The 14,214-nt window shown below is 69.0% G+C and carries 18 protein-coding genes; 5 read left to right on the top strand and 13 right to left on the bottom strand.

All coding sequences use genetic code 11. The annotated features are described in order from the left end of the window. The first annotated feature begins 33 nt into the window (after positions 1–33). Positions 34–1,308, top strand: coding sequence for an MFS transporter (locus tag ABD899_RS17795; RefSeq protein ID WP_345208516.1), 1,275 nt, complete (start codon positions 34–36; stop codon positions 1,306–1,308). 133 nt (positions 1,309–1,441) lie between these two features. Here ABD899_RS17795 and arsM read toward each other — a convergent pair whose 3' ends face one another. The 8 genes from arsM to arsB form a co-directional block, all read right to left on the bottom strand. Continuing rightward, positions 1,442–2,269 (bottom strand): arsenite methyltransferase, encoded by an 828-nt coding sequence (gene arsM, locus ABD899_RS17790; protein WP_345208512.1) that lies wholly within the window; start codon positions 2,267–2,269, stop codon positions 1,442–1,444. 80 nt (positions 2,270–2,349) lie between these two features. Then, the gene (locus ABD899_RS17785) at positions 2,350–2,799 is read right to left on the bottom strand and encodes an OsmC family protein (RefSeq protein WP_345208507.1); all 450 of its coding nucleotides are present in this window, start codon (positions 2,797–2,799) and stop codon (positions 2,350–2,352) included. Then, complete coding sequence (locus ABD899_RS17780) at positions 2,796–3,317, bottom strand: arsenate-mycothiol transferase ArsC (protein ID WP_345208503.1); 522 nt, start codon at positions 3,315–3,317, stop codon at positions 2,796–2,798. Before ABD899_RS17780 ends, ABD899_RS17785 begins: the two co-directional genes overlap by 4 nt. After that, positions 3,317–4,294 (bottom strand): thioredoxin-disulfide reductase, encoded by a 978-nt coding sequence (gene trxB, locus ABD899_RS17775; protein WP_345208500.1) that lies wholly within the window; start codon positions 4,292–4,294, stop codon positions 3,317–3,319. The genes ABD899_RS17780 and trxB overlap by 1 nt, the downstream gene beginning before the upstream one ends. Before the next feature lie 17 nt (positions 4,295–4,311). Continuing rightward, complete coding sequence (locus ABD899_RS17770) at positions 4,312–4,728, bottom strand: arsenate reductase ArsC (protein ID WP_345208495.1); 417 nt, start codon at positions 4,726–4,728, stop codon at positions 4,312–4,314. Between the two features lie 103 nt (positions 4,729–4,831). Continuing rightward, a complete protein-coding gene (gene arsA / locus ABD899_RS17765) occupies positions 4,832–6,628 on the bottom strand; it encodes an arsenical pump-driving ATPase (protein WP_345208493.1) in 1,797 nt (598 codons plus the stop codon). Then, positions 6,628–6,849 carry an arsenic metallochaperone ArsD family protein gene (locus ABD899_RS17760; protein WP_345208491.1) on the bottom strand — a complete coding sequence of 74 codons (222 nt, stop codon included), beginning with the start codon at positions 6,847–6,849 and terminating at the stop codon, positions 6,628–6,630. Before ABD899_RS17760 ends, arsA begins: the two co-directional genes overlap by 1 nt. Continuing rightward, positions 6,842–7,981 carry an ACR3 family arsenite efflux transporter gene (gene arsB / locus ABD899_RS17755; protein WP_345208489.1) on the bottom strand — a complete coding sequence of 380 codons (1,140 nt, stop codon included), beginning with the start codon at positions 7,979–7,981 and terminating at the stop codon, positions 6,842–6,844. The genes ABD899_RS17760 and arsB overlap by 8 nt, the downstream gene beginning before the upstream one ends. Positions 7,982–8,143: 162 nt before the next feature. Here arsB and ABD899_RS17750 point away from each other — a divergent pair, with 162 nt between their 5' ends. After that, positions 8,144–8,479 (top strand): ArsR/SmtB family transcription factor, encoded by a 336-nt coding sequence (locus ABD899_RS17750; RefSeq protein ID WP_345208487.1) that lies wholly within the window; start codon positions 8,144–8,146, stop codon positions 8,477–8,479. Between the two features lie 87 nt (positions 8,480–8,566). On the opposite strand, the gene ABD899_RS17745 is transcribed toward ABD899_RS17750, so the two are convergent. From ABD899_RS17745 to ABD899_RS17735, 3 genes are read right to left on the bottom strand one after another with little or no spacing between them, the layout of a single operon-like run. Then, positions 8,567–8,809 carry a thioredoxin family protein gene (locus ABD899_RS17745; protein ID WP_345208485.1) on the bottom strand — a complete coding sequence of 81 codons (243 nt, stop codon included), beginning with the start codon at positions 8,807–8,809 and terminating at the stop codon, positions 8,567–8,569. A gap of 22 nt (positions 8,810–8,831) precedes the next feature. Further along, a complete protein-coding gene (locus ABD899_RS17740; RefSeq protein ID WP_345208483.1) occupies positions 8,832–9,881 on the bottom strand; it encodes a permease in 1,050 nt (349 codons plus the stop codon). Next, entirely contained in the window at positions 9,878–10,207 is a 330-nt protein-coding gene (locus tag ABD899_RS17735; RefSeq protein ID WP_345208481.1) for an ArsR/SmtB family transcription factor, read from the bottom strand. Before ABD899_RS17735 ends, ABD899_RS17740 begins: the two co-directional genes overlap by 4 nt. Before the next feature lie 330 nt (positions 10,208–10,537). Between ABD899_RS17735 and ABD899_RS17730 the strand changes: the two genes are divergently transcribed. Together ABD899_RS17730 and ABD899_RS17725 are read left to right on the top strand one after the other, a co-directional pair. After that, positions 10,538–10,768 carry a hypothetical protein gene (locus ABD899_RS17730; RefSeq protein ID WP_345208479.1) on the top strand — a complete coding sequence of 77 codons (231 nt, stop codon included), beginning with the start codon at positions 10,538–10,540 and terminating at the stop codon, positions 10,766–10,768. Between the two features lie 325 nt (positions 10,769–11,093). Continuing rightward, a complete protein-coding gene (locus ABD899_RS17725) occupies positions 11,094–11,477 on the top strand; it encodes a hypothetical protein (RefSeq protein ID WP_345208477.1) in 384 nt (127 codons plus the stop codon). Positions 11,478–11,601: 124 nt separating this feature from the next. Here ABD899_RS17725 and ABD899_RS17720 read toward each other — a convergent pair whose 3' ends face one another. Both ABD899_RS17720 and ABD899_RS17715 read right to left on the bottom strand, forming a co-directional pair. After that, complete coding sequence (locus ABD899_RS17720) at positions 11,602–11,997, bottom strand: TraR/DksA family transcriptional regulator (protein WP_345208475.1); 396 nt, start codon at positions 11,995–11,997, stop codon at positions 11,602–11,604. Positions 11,998–12,200: 203 nt separating this feature from the next. Then, positions 12,201–12,860 (bottom strand): hypothetical protein, encoded by a 660-nt coding sequence (locus ABD899_RS17715; RefSeq protein WP_345208473.1) that lies wholly within the window; start codon positions 12,858–12,860, stop codon positions 12,201–12,203. Between the two features lie 586 nt (positions 12,861–13,446). Between ABD899_RS17715 and ABD899_RS17710 the strand changes: the two genes are divergently transcribed. After that, on the top strand, positions 13,447–14,094 hold the full coding sequence (locus tag ABD899_RS17710) for an SHOCT domain-containing protein (protein ID WP_345208471.1): 648 nt from the start codon (positions 13,447–13,449) through the stop codon (positions 14,092–14,094). Positions 14,095–14,214 lie beyond the last annotated feature (120 nt).

Raw genomic sequence — 14,214 nt, 5'->3', positions numbered from 1 at the left:
CTGGCGCCAGCGCCGGCGCCTGCGGACTCCTCAGTGAGCCCGCCGGCGCCGGTGCGGGTCTTCCACGGGTGGCGCATCGTCGCGGTGTTGGCGGTCACCGAGACGGTCAGCTGGGGCGTCCTGTACTACGCGTTCGTTGTCTTCCAGGTGCCGATGGGCGACGAGCTCGGCTTCTCACCGGCGGTCCTGGGCGGGGCGTTCTCGCTGGCGGTGCTGTTGACCGGGCTGGTTTCGGTGCCGGTAGGCCGATGGTTGGACGCCCGCGGTCCGCGCGGTCTGATGACGACCGGGTCGATCGTGTGTGCGCTGCTGGTGGCGGCGTGGTCCCAGGTGACCTCGGTAACTGGGCTCTACCTCGTGATGGCCGGCATCGGTGCGGCCCGGGCCGCCGTGCTGTACGACCCGGCATTCGCGGTGGTCATCCGGTGGTTCCACGCCAAGCGGTCCACGGCGCTGCTCGCCGTCACCGTCGTCGCCGGGTTCGCCTCGACGATCGCCCTACCCGCGTCGCATGCCCTGATCGAGGCACTGGGATGGCGAGGCGCGCTCCTGGTCCTGGCTGGTGCCCTGGCTGCCCTGACCGTCCTTCCGCACTGGCTGGTGCTGCGGGCCGAGCCGGCCGACCTGGGAATGCACCCCGACGGCGCCGAACATCCGCCGCCCCGTCACCTCGTCGAGGGCCCGCCCGACCACGGCAGCAGCGTGCGCGCCACGGCCGGATGGGCACTGCGCCAGCCGCTGTTCCGCTGGTACGCGGCGGCATTCGCCGCCCAGGCCTGCGCCGTCATCGTCGTGGCCGTGCACCTCGTCCCGTTCCTCCTCGAGCACGGCCACACAGCAGCCTTCGCCGCGACGGCGACAGGCACGCTGGGGGCCCTGTCGGTCTCGGGGCGTCTGGTCCTGACCGGGGCGGCCCGCCGCATCCCGGTCGGGGTGGCGACCGCAGTGATGTTCACCCTGCAGGCAACCGGCGTCCTCGTCCTGATGACCGCGGGCGAGACCGTCGCGGGCGCGGCCACGTTCGTGCTGCTCTTCGGTGCGGGGTTCGGCGTCGGTACGATCGCGCGCCCGGTCCTGCTGGCGCACGGGTTCGGCGTCGCCCGGTACGCGACCTTGGCCGCTCTGATGACGGTCCTCACCACGGTCGCGACCACCACTGGGCCCTTCGCCGCCGGCCTCGCGCGCACCGTGACCGGCTCGTACTCACCGGCGCTGGTCGGAGTACTCATGCTGTGCGCGGCCGCCACGGTCAGTCTGCTTCGTGCGACCCGGCTGGCCGCATCGGTCACACAAGAAGCCGTGCGCTGATCACCTCGGGCGCACCGCGCAGGCAGACCGCCCACCGGTGCCGGGGTGAACAGAACCCGGGCCGAAGCGGGACTCCCGGGTGCCCAGCGCTCCCGACAGGGCCAACGTGCACCGATAGTGGTCGCGGCGGTGGTCAGGCCTGCGTGGACCTGTCCTCCGGTTTGGTGGCCCGGATCAGCGCTCCGTGCATGCCGTCGGCCGCCTCGTGGGTGAAGGTGACGTCCGGGTCGACGAAGCCGGCGGCGGTGAGGCCGTCGAGGTACTCCTGGCGGGAGAGTGCCCCGGCGAAGCACCCGGCGAAGGAGCCGCGCTGCGCCCGGTCGGTCGGACTCAGGTGGTCCTGCGCGACCACGTCGGAGATGCCGATGCGGCCTCCGGGCCGGAGTACCCGGTACATCTCGGACAGCACGGCGGTCTTGTCGGTGGACAGGTTGATGACGCAGTTGGAGATGATGACGTCGACCGCGCTGTTGGGCAGCGGAAGCTCCTCGATGACGCCCTTGAGGAACTGCACGTTCTGCACGCCCGCCTTGGCGGCGTTGGCGCGGGCCAGGTCGAGCATCTCGTCGGTCATGTCGACGCCGTAGACGAAGCCGCCGTCCCCGACGCGTCGGGCTGAGAGCAGGACGTCGATCCCTCCGCCCGAGCCGAGGTCGAGGACCTTCTCCCCGTGGCGCAGCTCGGCCACGAGCATCGGGTTGCCGCACCCCAGGCTGGCGGCGACCGCCTCGACCGGCAGCTCGCCGTGCTCGCCGGCTGAGTACAGGGCGGCGCCGAAGGCGGGCCCGACCTCCTGGTCGGCCCCACAGCAGGAGGTCTGCGCTCCGGGTGATGGGCTGCAGCACTGGTCGGTGTCCACCACGGTCAGGGTGGTCCGGCCGTCCGCGGCGGTCATGGCGGTGGCGGCCCGGGCGTAGTGGGCCCGCACCTCGTCGCGGACTTCCGGGTTCGTGTCGTTCATGAGCTGTTCCTCTCTTCTTGGTCGCCGGGTCGGCGCCTCCGCTCACCGGGGTGAGAACCGAGCCCGAACCCTCCGGGTGGTCAGTCGTGCTCCATCCGCGGGAACGCCTCCAGCGTGCCGTGCACCTCGCACACGGCGGCAAGGGTGTTGAACACCGTGCCGAACTTGCGCAGGTTGGTGTGTGCCAGGTTCACGCGGTGCTCCGGCTCGTCGGTGGAGACGCGCAGCGCGTAGGTGAACTCCACGAACCGGGGTGGGCTGTCCTGCCGCCGAGCCACGACGTCTACCTCTGCGCCGTCGTACCGGAAGTCGATCAGTTCTCCGCAGCGCGACAGGTTCCTCAGCAGGCGAGCAGCCAATGCCGCCGCGAGCAGCTCGGCGGGCCCGGGGCCATCCGGCGCACCGCCCCAGGTGACATCCACCGGGATCGCTGCCCCGGCCGCCGTGACCTGGGCGCCGCCGTTCCCCATCGTGGCGGCACTGACGCGGTACTCCAGCGGCGCCTGGACCGGGCGCGGGTTCTGGGTCATGTCGACCTTCCTTGGGTCTCGCCGGGTGACGGGTCCCCGTGCGCACCCCCAACCCGTGCGGGCAGGCCGGCGAGATCCACAGCCAGGACTTTGACGCGGGCCGCGATGTCGTCCCGCACGAGGCGCATCCGCTCGATGCCGTCGATGCCGCGCTCGCTGGGTTCGTCGGTGACCCACGTCTCGAAGCGTGGCCCGGGCACCGTGTCGACCTGGGCTTCCTCACCGAGGGTCACCACGACATCCATGCGCGCGAGCAGGTGCGGGTCGATGGGCTTGGGCACTTCGCCCGCCGTGGGGGCGTCGACCTCGTCCAGGACCTGCACGGACAACGCGTTCAGCTCGGCGCCGGGCCTGGTGCCGGCGGAGTGCACCTCGATGTCCTGGCCGGCTACCTGGCGCATGAGGGCCGCAGCCATCTGGGACTTGCCACCGTTCTTGACGCAGATGAACAGCACACCGCGTCGTGCCCCGCCCGACCCCGAGACCGAGCCATTGTCACGCACGATGGAACCGGACATCAGGCCACCCCAGGGGTCGCGGAGGTCGCGCCTTTTCCGGGCTGCTCGCGTGCGGCGAGGAACCGTTCGGCGTCCAGGGCGGCGGCGCAGCCGGACCCGGCGGCGGTGATGGCCTGGCGGTAGGTGTGGTCGACGAGGTCGCCGCAGGCGAAGACCCCGGGGACGTTGGTGCGGGTGGAGCGGCCCTCGACGAGGACGTAGCCCTCGGCGTCGAGCTCGACGACGCCCTTGACGAGCTCGTTGCGGGGGTCGTGCCCGATCGCGACGAACAGACCGGTCACCGGGAGCTCGCGCGTGGCGCCAGTAATGGTGTCGCGCAGCGTGACGCCGGTGAGCTTGTCCGCGCCGTGGATGGCGTCGACGACGCTGTTCCACGCGAATCGGATCTTGGGGTTGGCGTGGGCTCGTTCGGCCATGATGGCGCTCGCGCGCAGCTCGTCGCGGCGGTGCACGATGGTGACCGAGCGGGCGAACTTGGTGAGGAAGGTGGCCTCCTCGACGGCCGAGTCGCCCCCGCCGACGACGGCGATGTCCTGGTCGCGGAAGAAGAACCCGTCGCACGTGGCGCACCACGAGACACCGTGGCCCGAGAGGCGCTTCTCGTCGGGCAGCCCGAGCTCGCGGTAGGCCGAGCCCATCGCGAGGATGACAGCCCGGGCCCGGTGCTCGGTGCCCTCGGAGTCGGTGACGACCTTGACGTCGTCCTCGAGGCGCACCGACTGCACGTCGTCGGTGATGATCTGCGTGCCGAACCGCTCGGCCTGGGCGCGCATGTTGTCCATGAGGTCAGGGCCCATGATGCCGTCGCGGAAGCCGGGGAAGTTCTCGACCTCGGTCGTGTTCATCAGCGCCCCGCCAGCGGTGACCGACCCCTCGAACATCAGCGGCTCGAGGTTGGCGCGGGCGGCGTAGACGGCAGCCGTCCACCCGGCCGGGCCGGAACCGATGATGATGACGTGGCGGACGTCGGGTGCCATGTGGCGCCTCCTTCGGGTCAGGACCTTGCGGCGGGTACGTCGAGGGAGGCGATCAGGGCCAGGACCCGCTGTTTGATGTCGTCGCGGATCGGTCGCACGGAGTCCACGCCCTTGCCGGCCGGGTCCTCGAGCTCCCAGTCCTCGTAGCGCTTGCCGGGGAAGATCGGGCAGGTGTCGCCGCAGCCCATGGTGATGACGACGTCGGACTCCTTGACCGCTTCGGTGGTCAGGATCTTGGGGGTCTCGGCGGTGATGTCGATGCCTTCCTCGGCCATCGCCTCCACGGCGGAGGGGTTGACCTGATCGGCTGGGGCGGACCCGGCGGAGCGCACCTCGACGGCACCACCGGAGAGGTGGTTCAGGTAGGCCGCGGCCATCTGCGAGCGGCCGGCGTTGTGGATGCACACGAACAGCACGGAGGGCTTGTCGGACACGGGGTTGGGCTCCTTGTGGGTTGCGGTCGGATGGGGGTGAGGTCGGGTCCGGAGGTGACGCGCTGCGGTGGCGCTGGTTGCCGGCCGTGGTGGCACGGCCACCTCAGGGGGCATGAGCGAGCTGCGCTTCGGTGGCGCTCTGCTGGGTGAGCGCGGACAGTGCCGCCGTGCCGACGGGTTCGCGGGCGAGCATCGGCACGATGGCGACCCTGCCGCACAGCTCGGCGACCCGGGCCAGGGAGGGGAGCTCGGCTCGGGCGCGGGCCTGCAGGAATGCAGAGGAGGGCGCGGCAGCGGCGAGGCTGTTGTTGACGACCCAGGCGTAGGGGGTGATGCCGGCGCGGGCGAGGTCGCCCTGCAGCTCCTCGGCTTCCTGGACCGGGGTGGTCTCCGCGAGGGTGATGAGCAGAACCTTGGTCTGGTGCGGGTCCTGCAGCCGCATCAGTGGGGTGGTGTAGCGGGTGCCCTCGCTCATCTGCCGGGTGATCTCGCGGTGGTAGGAGCCCGTCGCGTCCAGGAGCAGCAGGGTGTGGCCGGTGGGGGCGGTGTCCAGGACGACGAACTTCCTGCGGGACTGGAACACCAGGTGCGAGAACTGCTGGAAGACGGCGACCTCGTCGGTGCACGGGGACTTCAGGTCTTCGGCGAGCACGGCTCGGCCGGCGTCGTCCAGGGCGCTGCCCTTGCCGGCCATGACGCGTTCGCGGTACTGCGTGATCGCGTGCTCGGGGTCGATGCGCGAGACCGTCAGGTGCTCGACGTCGGCCTGCAAGGTCTCGGTGAGGTGCGCCGCGGGGTCCGTCGTGGACAGGAGCACCTCGTGTCCACGGCGCGCGAGCTCGAGGGCCACGGCGGCGGCCACGGTCGTCTTGCCCACCCCGCCCTTGCCCATGCACATGACCAATGAGGGGCCGTCAGCCTCGATGCCGTCGACGAGGGAATGCAGGACGGCAAAGTCGTCAGGCACGGTCGCCGAGGTGGCTGAGCCGGTGTCGGGAGGGGGCGGTGCGGCGGCGTCGAGGAGCGAGCGCAATGCCCCCAGCCCGACGGTGTTGAACGGCAGCAGCGGGATCGTCGTGCGGGGCAGCGGGCGCAGGTTGGCCGGCAGATCCTGCAGGGCAATGGCTTCGCGGGACTCCACGGCGGCGGCGAGAGGGTCGCCGGCGGCGTCGTGCGGCATCCCGCCGTTGACGACGAGGTGGGCGTCGCTCATCCCGAGCTCGAGCAGCTCGGCGTAGGTGCGGCCGGCCTCGCCGAGCGCGGACCGTTGGGGGCGGGCGACGAGCACGAGCCGGGTGCGCGAGGGGTCAGTGAGGGCCTCCAGGGCGCCGCGGTAGTCGTGGCGCAGGCGGTCCAGGCCGGCGACCGGGCCCAGGCAGGACACGTCGCCCTTGCCGTCGGACAGGTACGTCGTCCACTCACCGGGCAGCTGCAACAGGCGGATCGTGTGGCCCGTGGGGGCGGTGTCGAACAGGACGTGGTCGTAGTCGGCGGTGGCCTGCGGGTCCGCCAGGAGGGAGGTGAACTCGTTGAAGGAGGCGATCTCGGTGGTGCACGCGCCGGAGAGCTGCTCGGTCATCGCGTCGACCTCGGCCGTGGGGAGCAGGCCACGCACCGGGTCGATGATCTGGGCCCGGTAGGCGTCCGCCGCTTGCTGCGGGTCGATCTCGAGGGCGGACAGCAGCGGCACGTCGGGGATCGCGGTGATGGTGTTGCCGATGGTGGCACCGAAGACCTGCCCGACGTTGGATGCCGGGTCGGTGCTCACCAGCAGCACCCGTCGTCCTGCACCCGTGAGCCGCACGGCGGTGGCGCACGCCAACGAGGTCTTGCCGACCCCACCCTTGCCGGTGAAGAACAGGAACCGGGGCGGGTTGTCGAGGAACGGCAGGGCGGTCATCAGCAGCACTCGCCACCGGCGAGGCGTATGAAGTCGCGGAGCATGTCGTCGTTGACGAACGCGTGGGGGTCGCTGGCGAGGTTGTGCCGAGCCACCTGGCCGCCGGACTCGTTGACGTGTGAGACGTCGGCGGTGAAGTGGACGAGGTCCTGGTCGAGCTCGGGGCCGCACACGCCGGTGGTGCAGCACAGGGCGGGTTCGTAGACGTGGATCTCAGGCATGGGGGCTCTGGTTGGGGGGCAGGATCGCGGCCTGTGGTTGGTGTGGAAACCTGTTGCGCAGCGCCAGGCTGACGTAGACGAGGCCGACGAGCACCGGCACCTCGATGAGCGGGCCGACGACCCCGGCCAGGGCCTGCCCGGAGGTGACGCCGAACGTGGCGATCGCGACCGCGATGGCGAGCTCGAAGTTGTTGCCGGCGGCGGTGAAGGCGAGCGTGGTCGTGCGCTCGTAGGTCATGCCGAGGGCCTTGCCCAGGATGAACCCGCCACCCCACATCAGGGCGAAGTAGGCGAGCAGCGGCAGGGCGATGCGGGCGACGTCCCACGGGTTGTTGGTGATTTGGTCGCCCTGGAGGGCGAACAGGATGACGATGGTGAAGAGCAGCCCGTACAGGGCCCACGGGCCGATCACCGGCAGGTAGGATCGCTCGTATGCCGTTCGCCCCCAGCGCTTCTCGCCGATCCGTCGCGACAGGTAGCCAGCCAGCAGCGGGATGCCCAGGAAGACGAGCACCGACTTGGCGATCTGCCACGGCGAGACGTCGAGGGTCTCCTGGGGCAGGCCCAGCCAGCCGGGCAGCAGCGAGAGGTAGAACCAGCCGAGCACGCCGAACATGACGACCTGGAAGACCGAGTTGAGGGCGACGAGCACCGCCGCGGCCTCCCGGTCTCCGCAGGCGAGGTCGTTCCAGATGATGACCATGGCGATGCAGCGGGCCAGCCCGACGATGATCAGCCCGGTGCGGTACTCAGGCAGGTCGTAGAGGAAGACCCAGGCCAGGGTGAACATCAGGGCCGGCCCGACGACCCAGTTGAGCACCAGCGAGCTGACCAGCATCGGCTTGTCGGCGGTGACGGTGTCGAGCCGGTCGTAGCGGACCTTGGCCAGCACGGGGTACATCATGACGAGCAGGCCGAGGGCGATCGGCAGGGAGACGCCGTCCACCTCGACGGCGCTCAGGGCCTGGTCCAGGCCCGGGATCGCGCGGCCGAGGAGCAGGCCCGCGACCATGGCGGCACCGATCCACACCGGGAGGAACCGGTCCAGGGTGGAGAGCTTGGCCGTGACGTGCGCGGTGTCGTCCTCGGGGCTCGCGCCACCTGGCTGGGTGGCTTGTGCGTGGTGGCTCATGGTGCTCGCCGTCTCATTCTGTTGGCGCTTGGTCATCGTTGTCCCCCGATCAGCCTGTCAGCGGCAATCGATGTGTGTCAATATTGAGGGGCGTCGATCCGGGCTGTGAGACGCATCCGACAACCAGGAGGTCGACGACTGATGTCCGACGGAGGGGTGAGCGTGTCCACCCTCTTGGAAGGGGCCATCGGCAAGTGTTGCGGTGCGCCGGTTCGCGCTCCGCTCGACCGTGCCGAGGCGCAGGAGGTGGCTGGGCTGCTCAGGGCGGTCTCGGACCCGGCTCGGCTGCAGCTGCTGAGCATCATCCGCTCCGCTGATGAGTGCTGCGCGTGCGTCGCCGACCTCACCCCAGCGCTGGGCCTTGCCCAGCCCACGGTGTCCCACCACCTCAAGGTGCTCACGGAGGCAGGACTGCTCACCCGCGAACGGCGTGGGCACCAGGCGTGGTTCGCCCTGGTTCCCGAACGCCTCGAGCAGATCGGCCGGATCTTCGCCTGACGCCATCGCCAAGCGATGAGTTCGGTGGGTCTGGCCCTCCACGAGCGCGTCCATTGCCGCCTCCTGCCACGTCACATGGGCAATGGTTCAGCCCGCCGCCGTGGTCAGGAGCTGCTTGATCTCGGCGGGTTTGGGGACGCGGCCGGAGACGAGGACCTTGTCGTCGACGACGAGCCCCGGGGTGGACATGACGCCGTAGCCCATGATGGTCGGGTAGTCCTCGACCTTCTCCACGGTGACGTCCAGGCCGAGCTGCTCGACGGCATCCAGAGTGGCGCGTTCGAGGTTCTTGCAGTTGGTGCAGCCGGGACCGAGGATCTTGATGATCATCGGGTCCTCCTTTCGGTGGTGCTCAGGCGAGCAGGATGTTGAACAGGTACCCGACGGCGACGATCGAGGCGCCGACGATGGCGACGTAGACGGCGAGCAGCTGGGGCTTCAGGACCCGGCGCAGCAGGACCATCTCGGGCAGGGAGAGCGCGACGACGGCCATCATGAAGGCGAGCAGGGTGCCCATCGGCAGGCCCTTGTCATGCAGGGCCTCCACCAGCGGCAGGATGCCGGCGGCGTTGGAGTACAGCGGGATCCCGATGAGGACGGCGACCAGGACCCCGAGGGGATTGTCAGCGCCGGCGTACTGGGTGAAGAGGTCCTCGGGGGCCCAGCCGTGGATCACCGCACCGAGGCCGATGCCCACGAGCAGGTAGGGCCAGATCCTGCGCAGGATGGTGCCGACCTCCTCGGTGCCCATCTGGACCCGCTGGGCGAAGGTCAGCCCGGCGGTGGAGTCGATGACCTGCCCGCCGAGCTTGGTCTCGAACACGAAGGGCTCGACGTACCGCTCGAGCTTCAGGCGCCCCAGCACCCAGCCGGCGACGATCGCGATGGAGACACCGGCGACGACGTAGGCCAGCGTGACCTGCCACCCGAACAGGGTCAGCAGCAGGCCGATCGCGATCTCGTTGACCAAGGGGCTGGCGATCAGGAAGCTCAGCGTCACCCCCAGCGGCACCCCCGCGGCGACGAACCCGATGAACGCGGGCACCGCGCTGCACGAGCAGAACGGGGTGACCACGCCCAGACCCGCCGCCATGACGTTGCCGACGCCTTCGCGTCGCCCGCCCAGCAGGGCCCGGGTGCGTTCGATGCTCATGTAGGAGCGCAGGATCGTGATGACGAAGATGATCCCGGACAGCAGCAGGGCGATCTTGACCGTGTCGTAGAAGAAGAAGTGCAGGGTCTCGGTCAGGCGGGCGCCGGGGTCCATGCCGAGCACGTCGTAGAAGAGGACGTCCCAGAGCCACCCGTTCACCCAGTACGCCAAGGCCCATGCCCCGGCCACACCCGCCAGGGTCACCCCGCGGCCGGTCCGGGTGGTGGGCAGGTGGGTGGCGATGCTCATGCCCGGACTCCCGCCTCGCTCACCGGTAGGGCTGCAGCCAGGCGCTTCGCGGCGTCGTCGGCCAACGTGTAGTCGATCCACCGCCCACGCCGGGCGCTCGTGACCAGGCCCGCGTCGCGCAGCACCTTCAGGTGGTAGCTGAGCAGGTTGCCGGCCACCGGCACCCGGTCCTGCAGGTCGCACACGCAGCTGGTGCCGTTCTGCGCGAGGTGGCGGAGCACCGTCCACCGCACCGGGTCGGCCGCCGCGGACAGCAGCGCGAGTGATGCCTCCACCTGCGCGGCCTGGGTGGCGGTGATCAGTTGCAGAGGTGTTGATTCAGCCACATTTGAATCGTACGCCGGCCATGAGAGTCATCGAGCACGGACGTGACCTGATGCACTTCAAGTCGCGCTGAAGCGTTGCGGCCCCCCATGGCGCGTCACGTTCGACCGAATCGCGACTCGCGCGCTCCCCCTGTCGCAGCCCGAAGGCGCGGCGACCCTTCTCGGCGAACATCCAGAGCGAACTCGTCCAGCGGCACTTCCAAGGTGCCCGATCGGTCAAGGCGTTTAGCAACATCCTTGCCCACCACATTCCGTTGCTGGCCCGGTCCTCCGGGGCGACGGACCGCACAGCCTCCCGGTCGCCGGGGATGACACGAGGCGAAGGATGTGGTGAGAGGGCTGCTCGACCGGCTCGGCTTCGACTCCGTGGACGCGGGGCCACTGGTGGACAGCTGGCGATTCGAGCCGGAAGCCGCCGCCTACACGCAGGTCTACCTCGCTGACCCGAACACGCCCGCGGACCAGATCATGGAGGCCCCTGCCGCTCCCGCGTCGACCGCTCGACTGGTCTCCGCACTTGAGGCGGCTACGCGCGTGTCGGTCGCGGACCGCACCTTCTGAGCCCTGCCCGTGGCCAAGCGCCGCGCTTCTGCACGAACGTCCAGACCTGCCGCCGACCGTGCCGATGACGGCGTTGCCGACGACGCACGTCGTTCGACGTGAACCGGATTCTCGTTCTGTGCGTCACACTGAGCGCCGATCGGGAGGGTGGGATGAGGACGCTGCTGAGGGTGCGTTCGATGCCTGTCGCCGGGTTGAGTCTGCGGTCGGCTGGTCTGTACGGCATGCTTGCGCGCCGCCTGATGGCGGCCGGCCTGTCGCTGGCCATGGTGTCCTATCGGCCTGCGGGCCGAGCCCAGCCGGCTCCGGCGGGTTGGTCGGACACATGTCCGGTACGTCGGACGTGGCGGGTCTGCCCGGTGACCCAGCCCTCTTTGGCGGCGTGCTCGCGCTGGTCCCTATCGAGGCCGTGGATGGTCCGTTCTGGGACGCGACCGGCGAGGATCCGGTCGCCCATCCACTGGCCTGGTCCCACCTCACCCTGCAACTCAACCAGGCACAGGTCACCCGCCTCGGCGGCAAGGTGGCCACGATCGACGGCGGTGGTGACTTCCGGGTCAAGGCGCCGCCCGGGGAGTACGCCGTGTGTTACTGGCCCGGTCCTGCCGGAGGACTGATCTGGAGGTGCTCCGCGGTCGAACTCCCGACCGAGGGTGAGCTCAACGCCTTCTGGGGCGAGGGGGGCTTTCACATCGAGGTCGTGAATTGACCCAAGCCCGACGGCTCAATGCTCGCCCTGCGAAACGTCCGGACCTGCCGGCGGCCGGTCGTTCTCGGATGCTGCCCCAGGACGAGATCGAACCCCTCTCGATGAGTTGACCGACCGACGACGCCTAGCGTTGATCCTGTACGTGGTGGACGCAGGTCCTTGCGGTTGGCCTCGCTTCTAACCGTGCTTCACTGATCTGCTCGCCGCACACCTCACAGACACCGTAGGTTCCGGCCGCAACGCGCTCGAGGGCGGCGTCGACCTCCGCCAGGTGCTCCCGAGCCTGACGGGTGATCGCCGATAGTTGGGAGCGCTCGTAGGCGATCGTCTGGCCCTCTGGGTCGTGCTCATCATCGGCATTGGAATCGCGAACAGACGCGACCAGGCCCACCATGTCGTCGGCGAGCCGCGTGACGCGAGCACTCAGGACGGTGCGCTGCTCACGCAGCCGTGCCACGGCTTCGACCCCGGCGGTCCCACGGTCGGCGGCGGGACGTGTCGACAGGCGCGCAACCTCCATGGTCGGCATCCTCCCAAATGCAGCCGCTCATGCCGCAGGTCGGGAGGGCGGATAGGCGGCCGCAGAGACGCACCGCATTTGCGAGGGGTACGAGATTCGACGCTCGGGCAGGCGTGGCCGAGTGCTCGGGCAGGCATTTCCCCGCCGGGCAGCGTGCGCGTGTCGCGGCCGAGGGATTGCATCGACGCCTGTAGCAAGGGCACTCAGAGGATGTTCACGGCCCGAGCTATGACCAGGGTGGCGAGGATCAATGAGATCAGCGACTCCGAGATCATCATCATCTTCGCCCACCTCCGGACGGCCGACACATCGGTTGGACCGAACGCTGTCGCCGTGTTGAAGGAAAGCGCCAGGTAGTCACCAAACTGCGGGAACCAGTCGTCGGACACGAAGCCGGTTAGAGTCATCTCGGGGAAGACGAAGGTCCGTCTAGACACGTCCTTCGTCAACGCCCTCGCGGCGGCGCCACCCCCGTCGAGATCCCAGAACCACAACGCGAACGTGATCACATTGATGAGCCACACAATGGCTCCCGTGGCGAACAGTTCCCTAGCGGATCCGAAGGATTCGCCGGTGAGAATCTTGACCACCAGGCGCAGGGCAGCCACCCCGTTGACCGCGGTGATCAGCCCAATCATCAGGCCGGTGGTCACTCGCAGCCATCGGTAGTCGCGGTCGATGACGCCCGGATCCCCGACAATGAGCACCACGAGGAACACCACCAGGAACAGCGGGTAGAGCCAGTGCGGTTCGACGCGGAAGCTCTCGGGCAGCAACTGGTGCAGCGCCCCCGCCGCGAGGGCCGCACTGACCATCGGCCAGCGCCGCTCACCCCGGCCGACCTTTGGCTCGTCCCTGCTCATCAGTTCTCCGATCGCGCGCCGTCATCCCACACCCGGGGTTGCCCTGGGCGTTGACCTGAGCCAAGCCTCGGAGACGAAACCTATCCCCGGGAGCAAGCACCGACATCTGCTCATCCGTCCGGGGGACCATCAGGTCGAAGCCGACCATTGGGCCGCAGAACCCGCTGAGCCGATAGGCGGCGATGAGACTCCCGATCCGTCGGGATGCATCACGATGGCCACGCCGCCGATGCCTGGGACGACTGAAGGCCGCCAAGCCACGCCGGGTCATCGTTCTATCGACCACATCGCCGTTCCGACGGCCTAGGACGTACTCGGCGCCGGCCGGGTATCCGCGAGTGTCAGTGGGCGCCGATTGTCCGATCACGACGCCTACATGGTCGCGACGAATGACTGACGTTGGTCGTCGGGCGCGGGACTCCACAGATCGGTCGCGGCCGGCTTGCGTTCTAATGCGCCGTGCAGGTACGGCCGAACCTGAACACCCTGATGGTGGCGCACGTTCCCGACGACACTTCAGGGGTAGCAGTACCGACATGCGCTGACCGCCGGTAGGTTCGTCGGGGGCGTGTCCTAAGGTCCTCGCATGGCACTCTTCCAGGAACTGACGGGCCAGGGACGCGTCGTCGGCGGACATCTCTCGAGCGGCACTGTCGTTGTTGGGGGAGCAACCGGGTTCTCCAGGAACAGCGATCTTTCCATCCAACATTCCTCTAACCCGTTCAAGCGGCACAGGATCAACGCTGAGACAGTCACCGAGTGGGAGGAACTCGACCCAAAGGAGGGCGTCGGCGGGGCCATCGGTCGGGCAGCGGCGACCGCGGCGATTCCGGGAAGGGTCGGCAAAGCCGTCGGAGCTGGCCTGGGGGCAGCGATGAACTCGGGGCACACGGTGCGCATCAGCTGGGCCGATGGCAAGCAGTCGATCATCGCGTTGCCCGAGAAGCAATTCATGGTGTTCTCGGTGCTCCTCAAGGACCGCCAGGCAGCTACCGAGGCCCCTGACAAGATGGTGTCGGAGGTGCCCTCCGCCCAGACAGGCATAAGCGGGAGGATCGCCGACTTCGCCCTCTCTGCCTTCTCGAAGGGTGACCGGCAGTCGCCGTCCCCTGAGGAAACGCGTCCTCACGATGTAACCGACCAGATCTCGAAACTAGCTGCGCTGCACGCCCAAGGCATCCTTACGGACGAGGAGTTTTCGGATAAGAAGACCGAACTACTCAGGCGCCTCTAGTCCGGGCGGTCCGCAAGCGGCGAAGTGACGCTGGTCGAGATCTGGACGTAACAGTGTGTTGTGAGCACCTTTGATGGCTCTTCGAACTTGACCGGGCACCGGTGCCCTGCGTGGTGACGC

Origin of the sequence: Fodinibacter luteus (genome assembly GCF_039541575.1) — a bacterium.
Lineage (GTDB): Bacteria > Actinomycetota > Actinomycetes > Actinomycetales > Dermatophilaceae > Fodinibacter > Fodinibacter luteus.
This window is presented reverse-complemented; position numbering and strand designations above follow the sequence as displayed.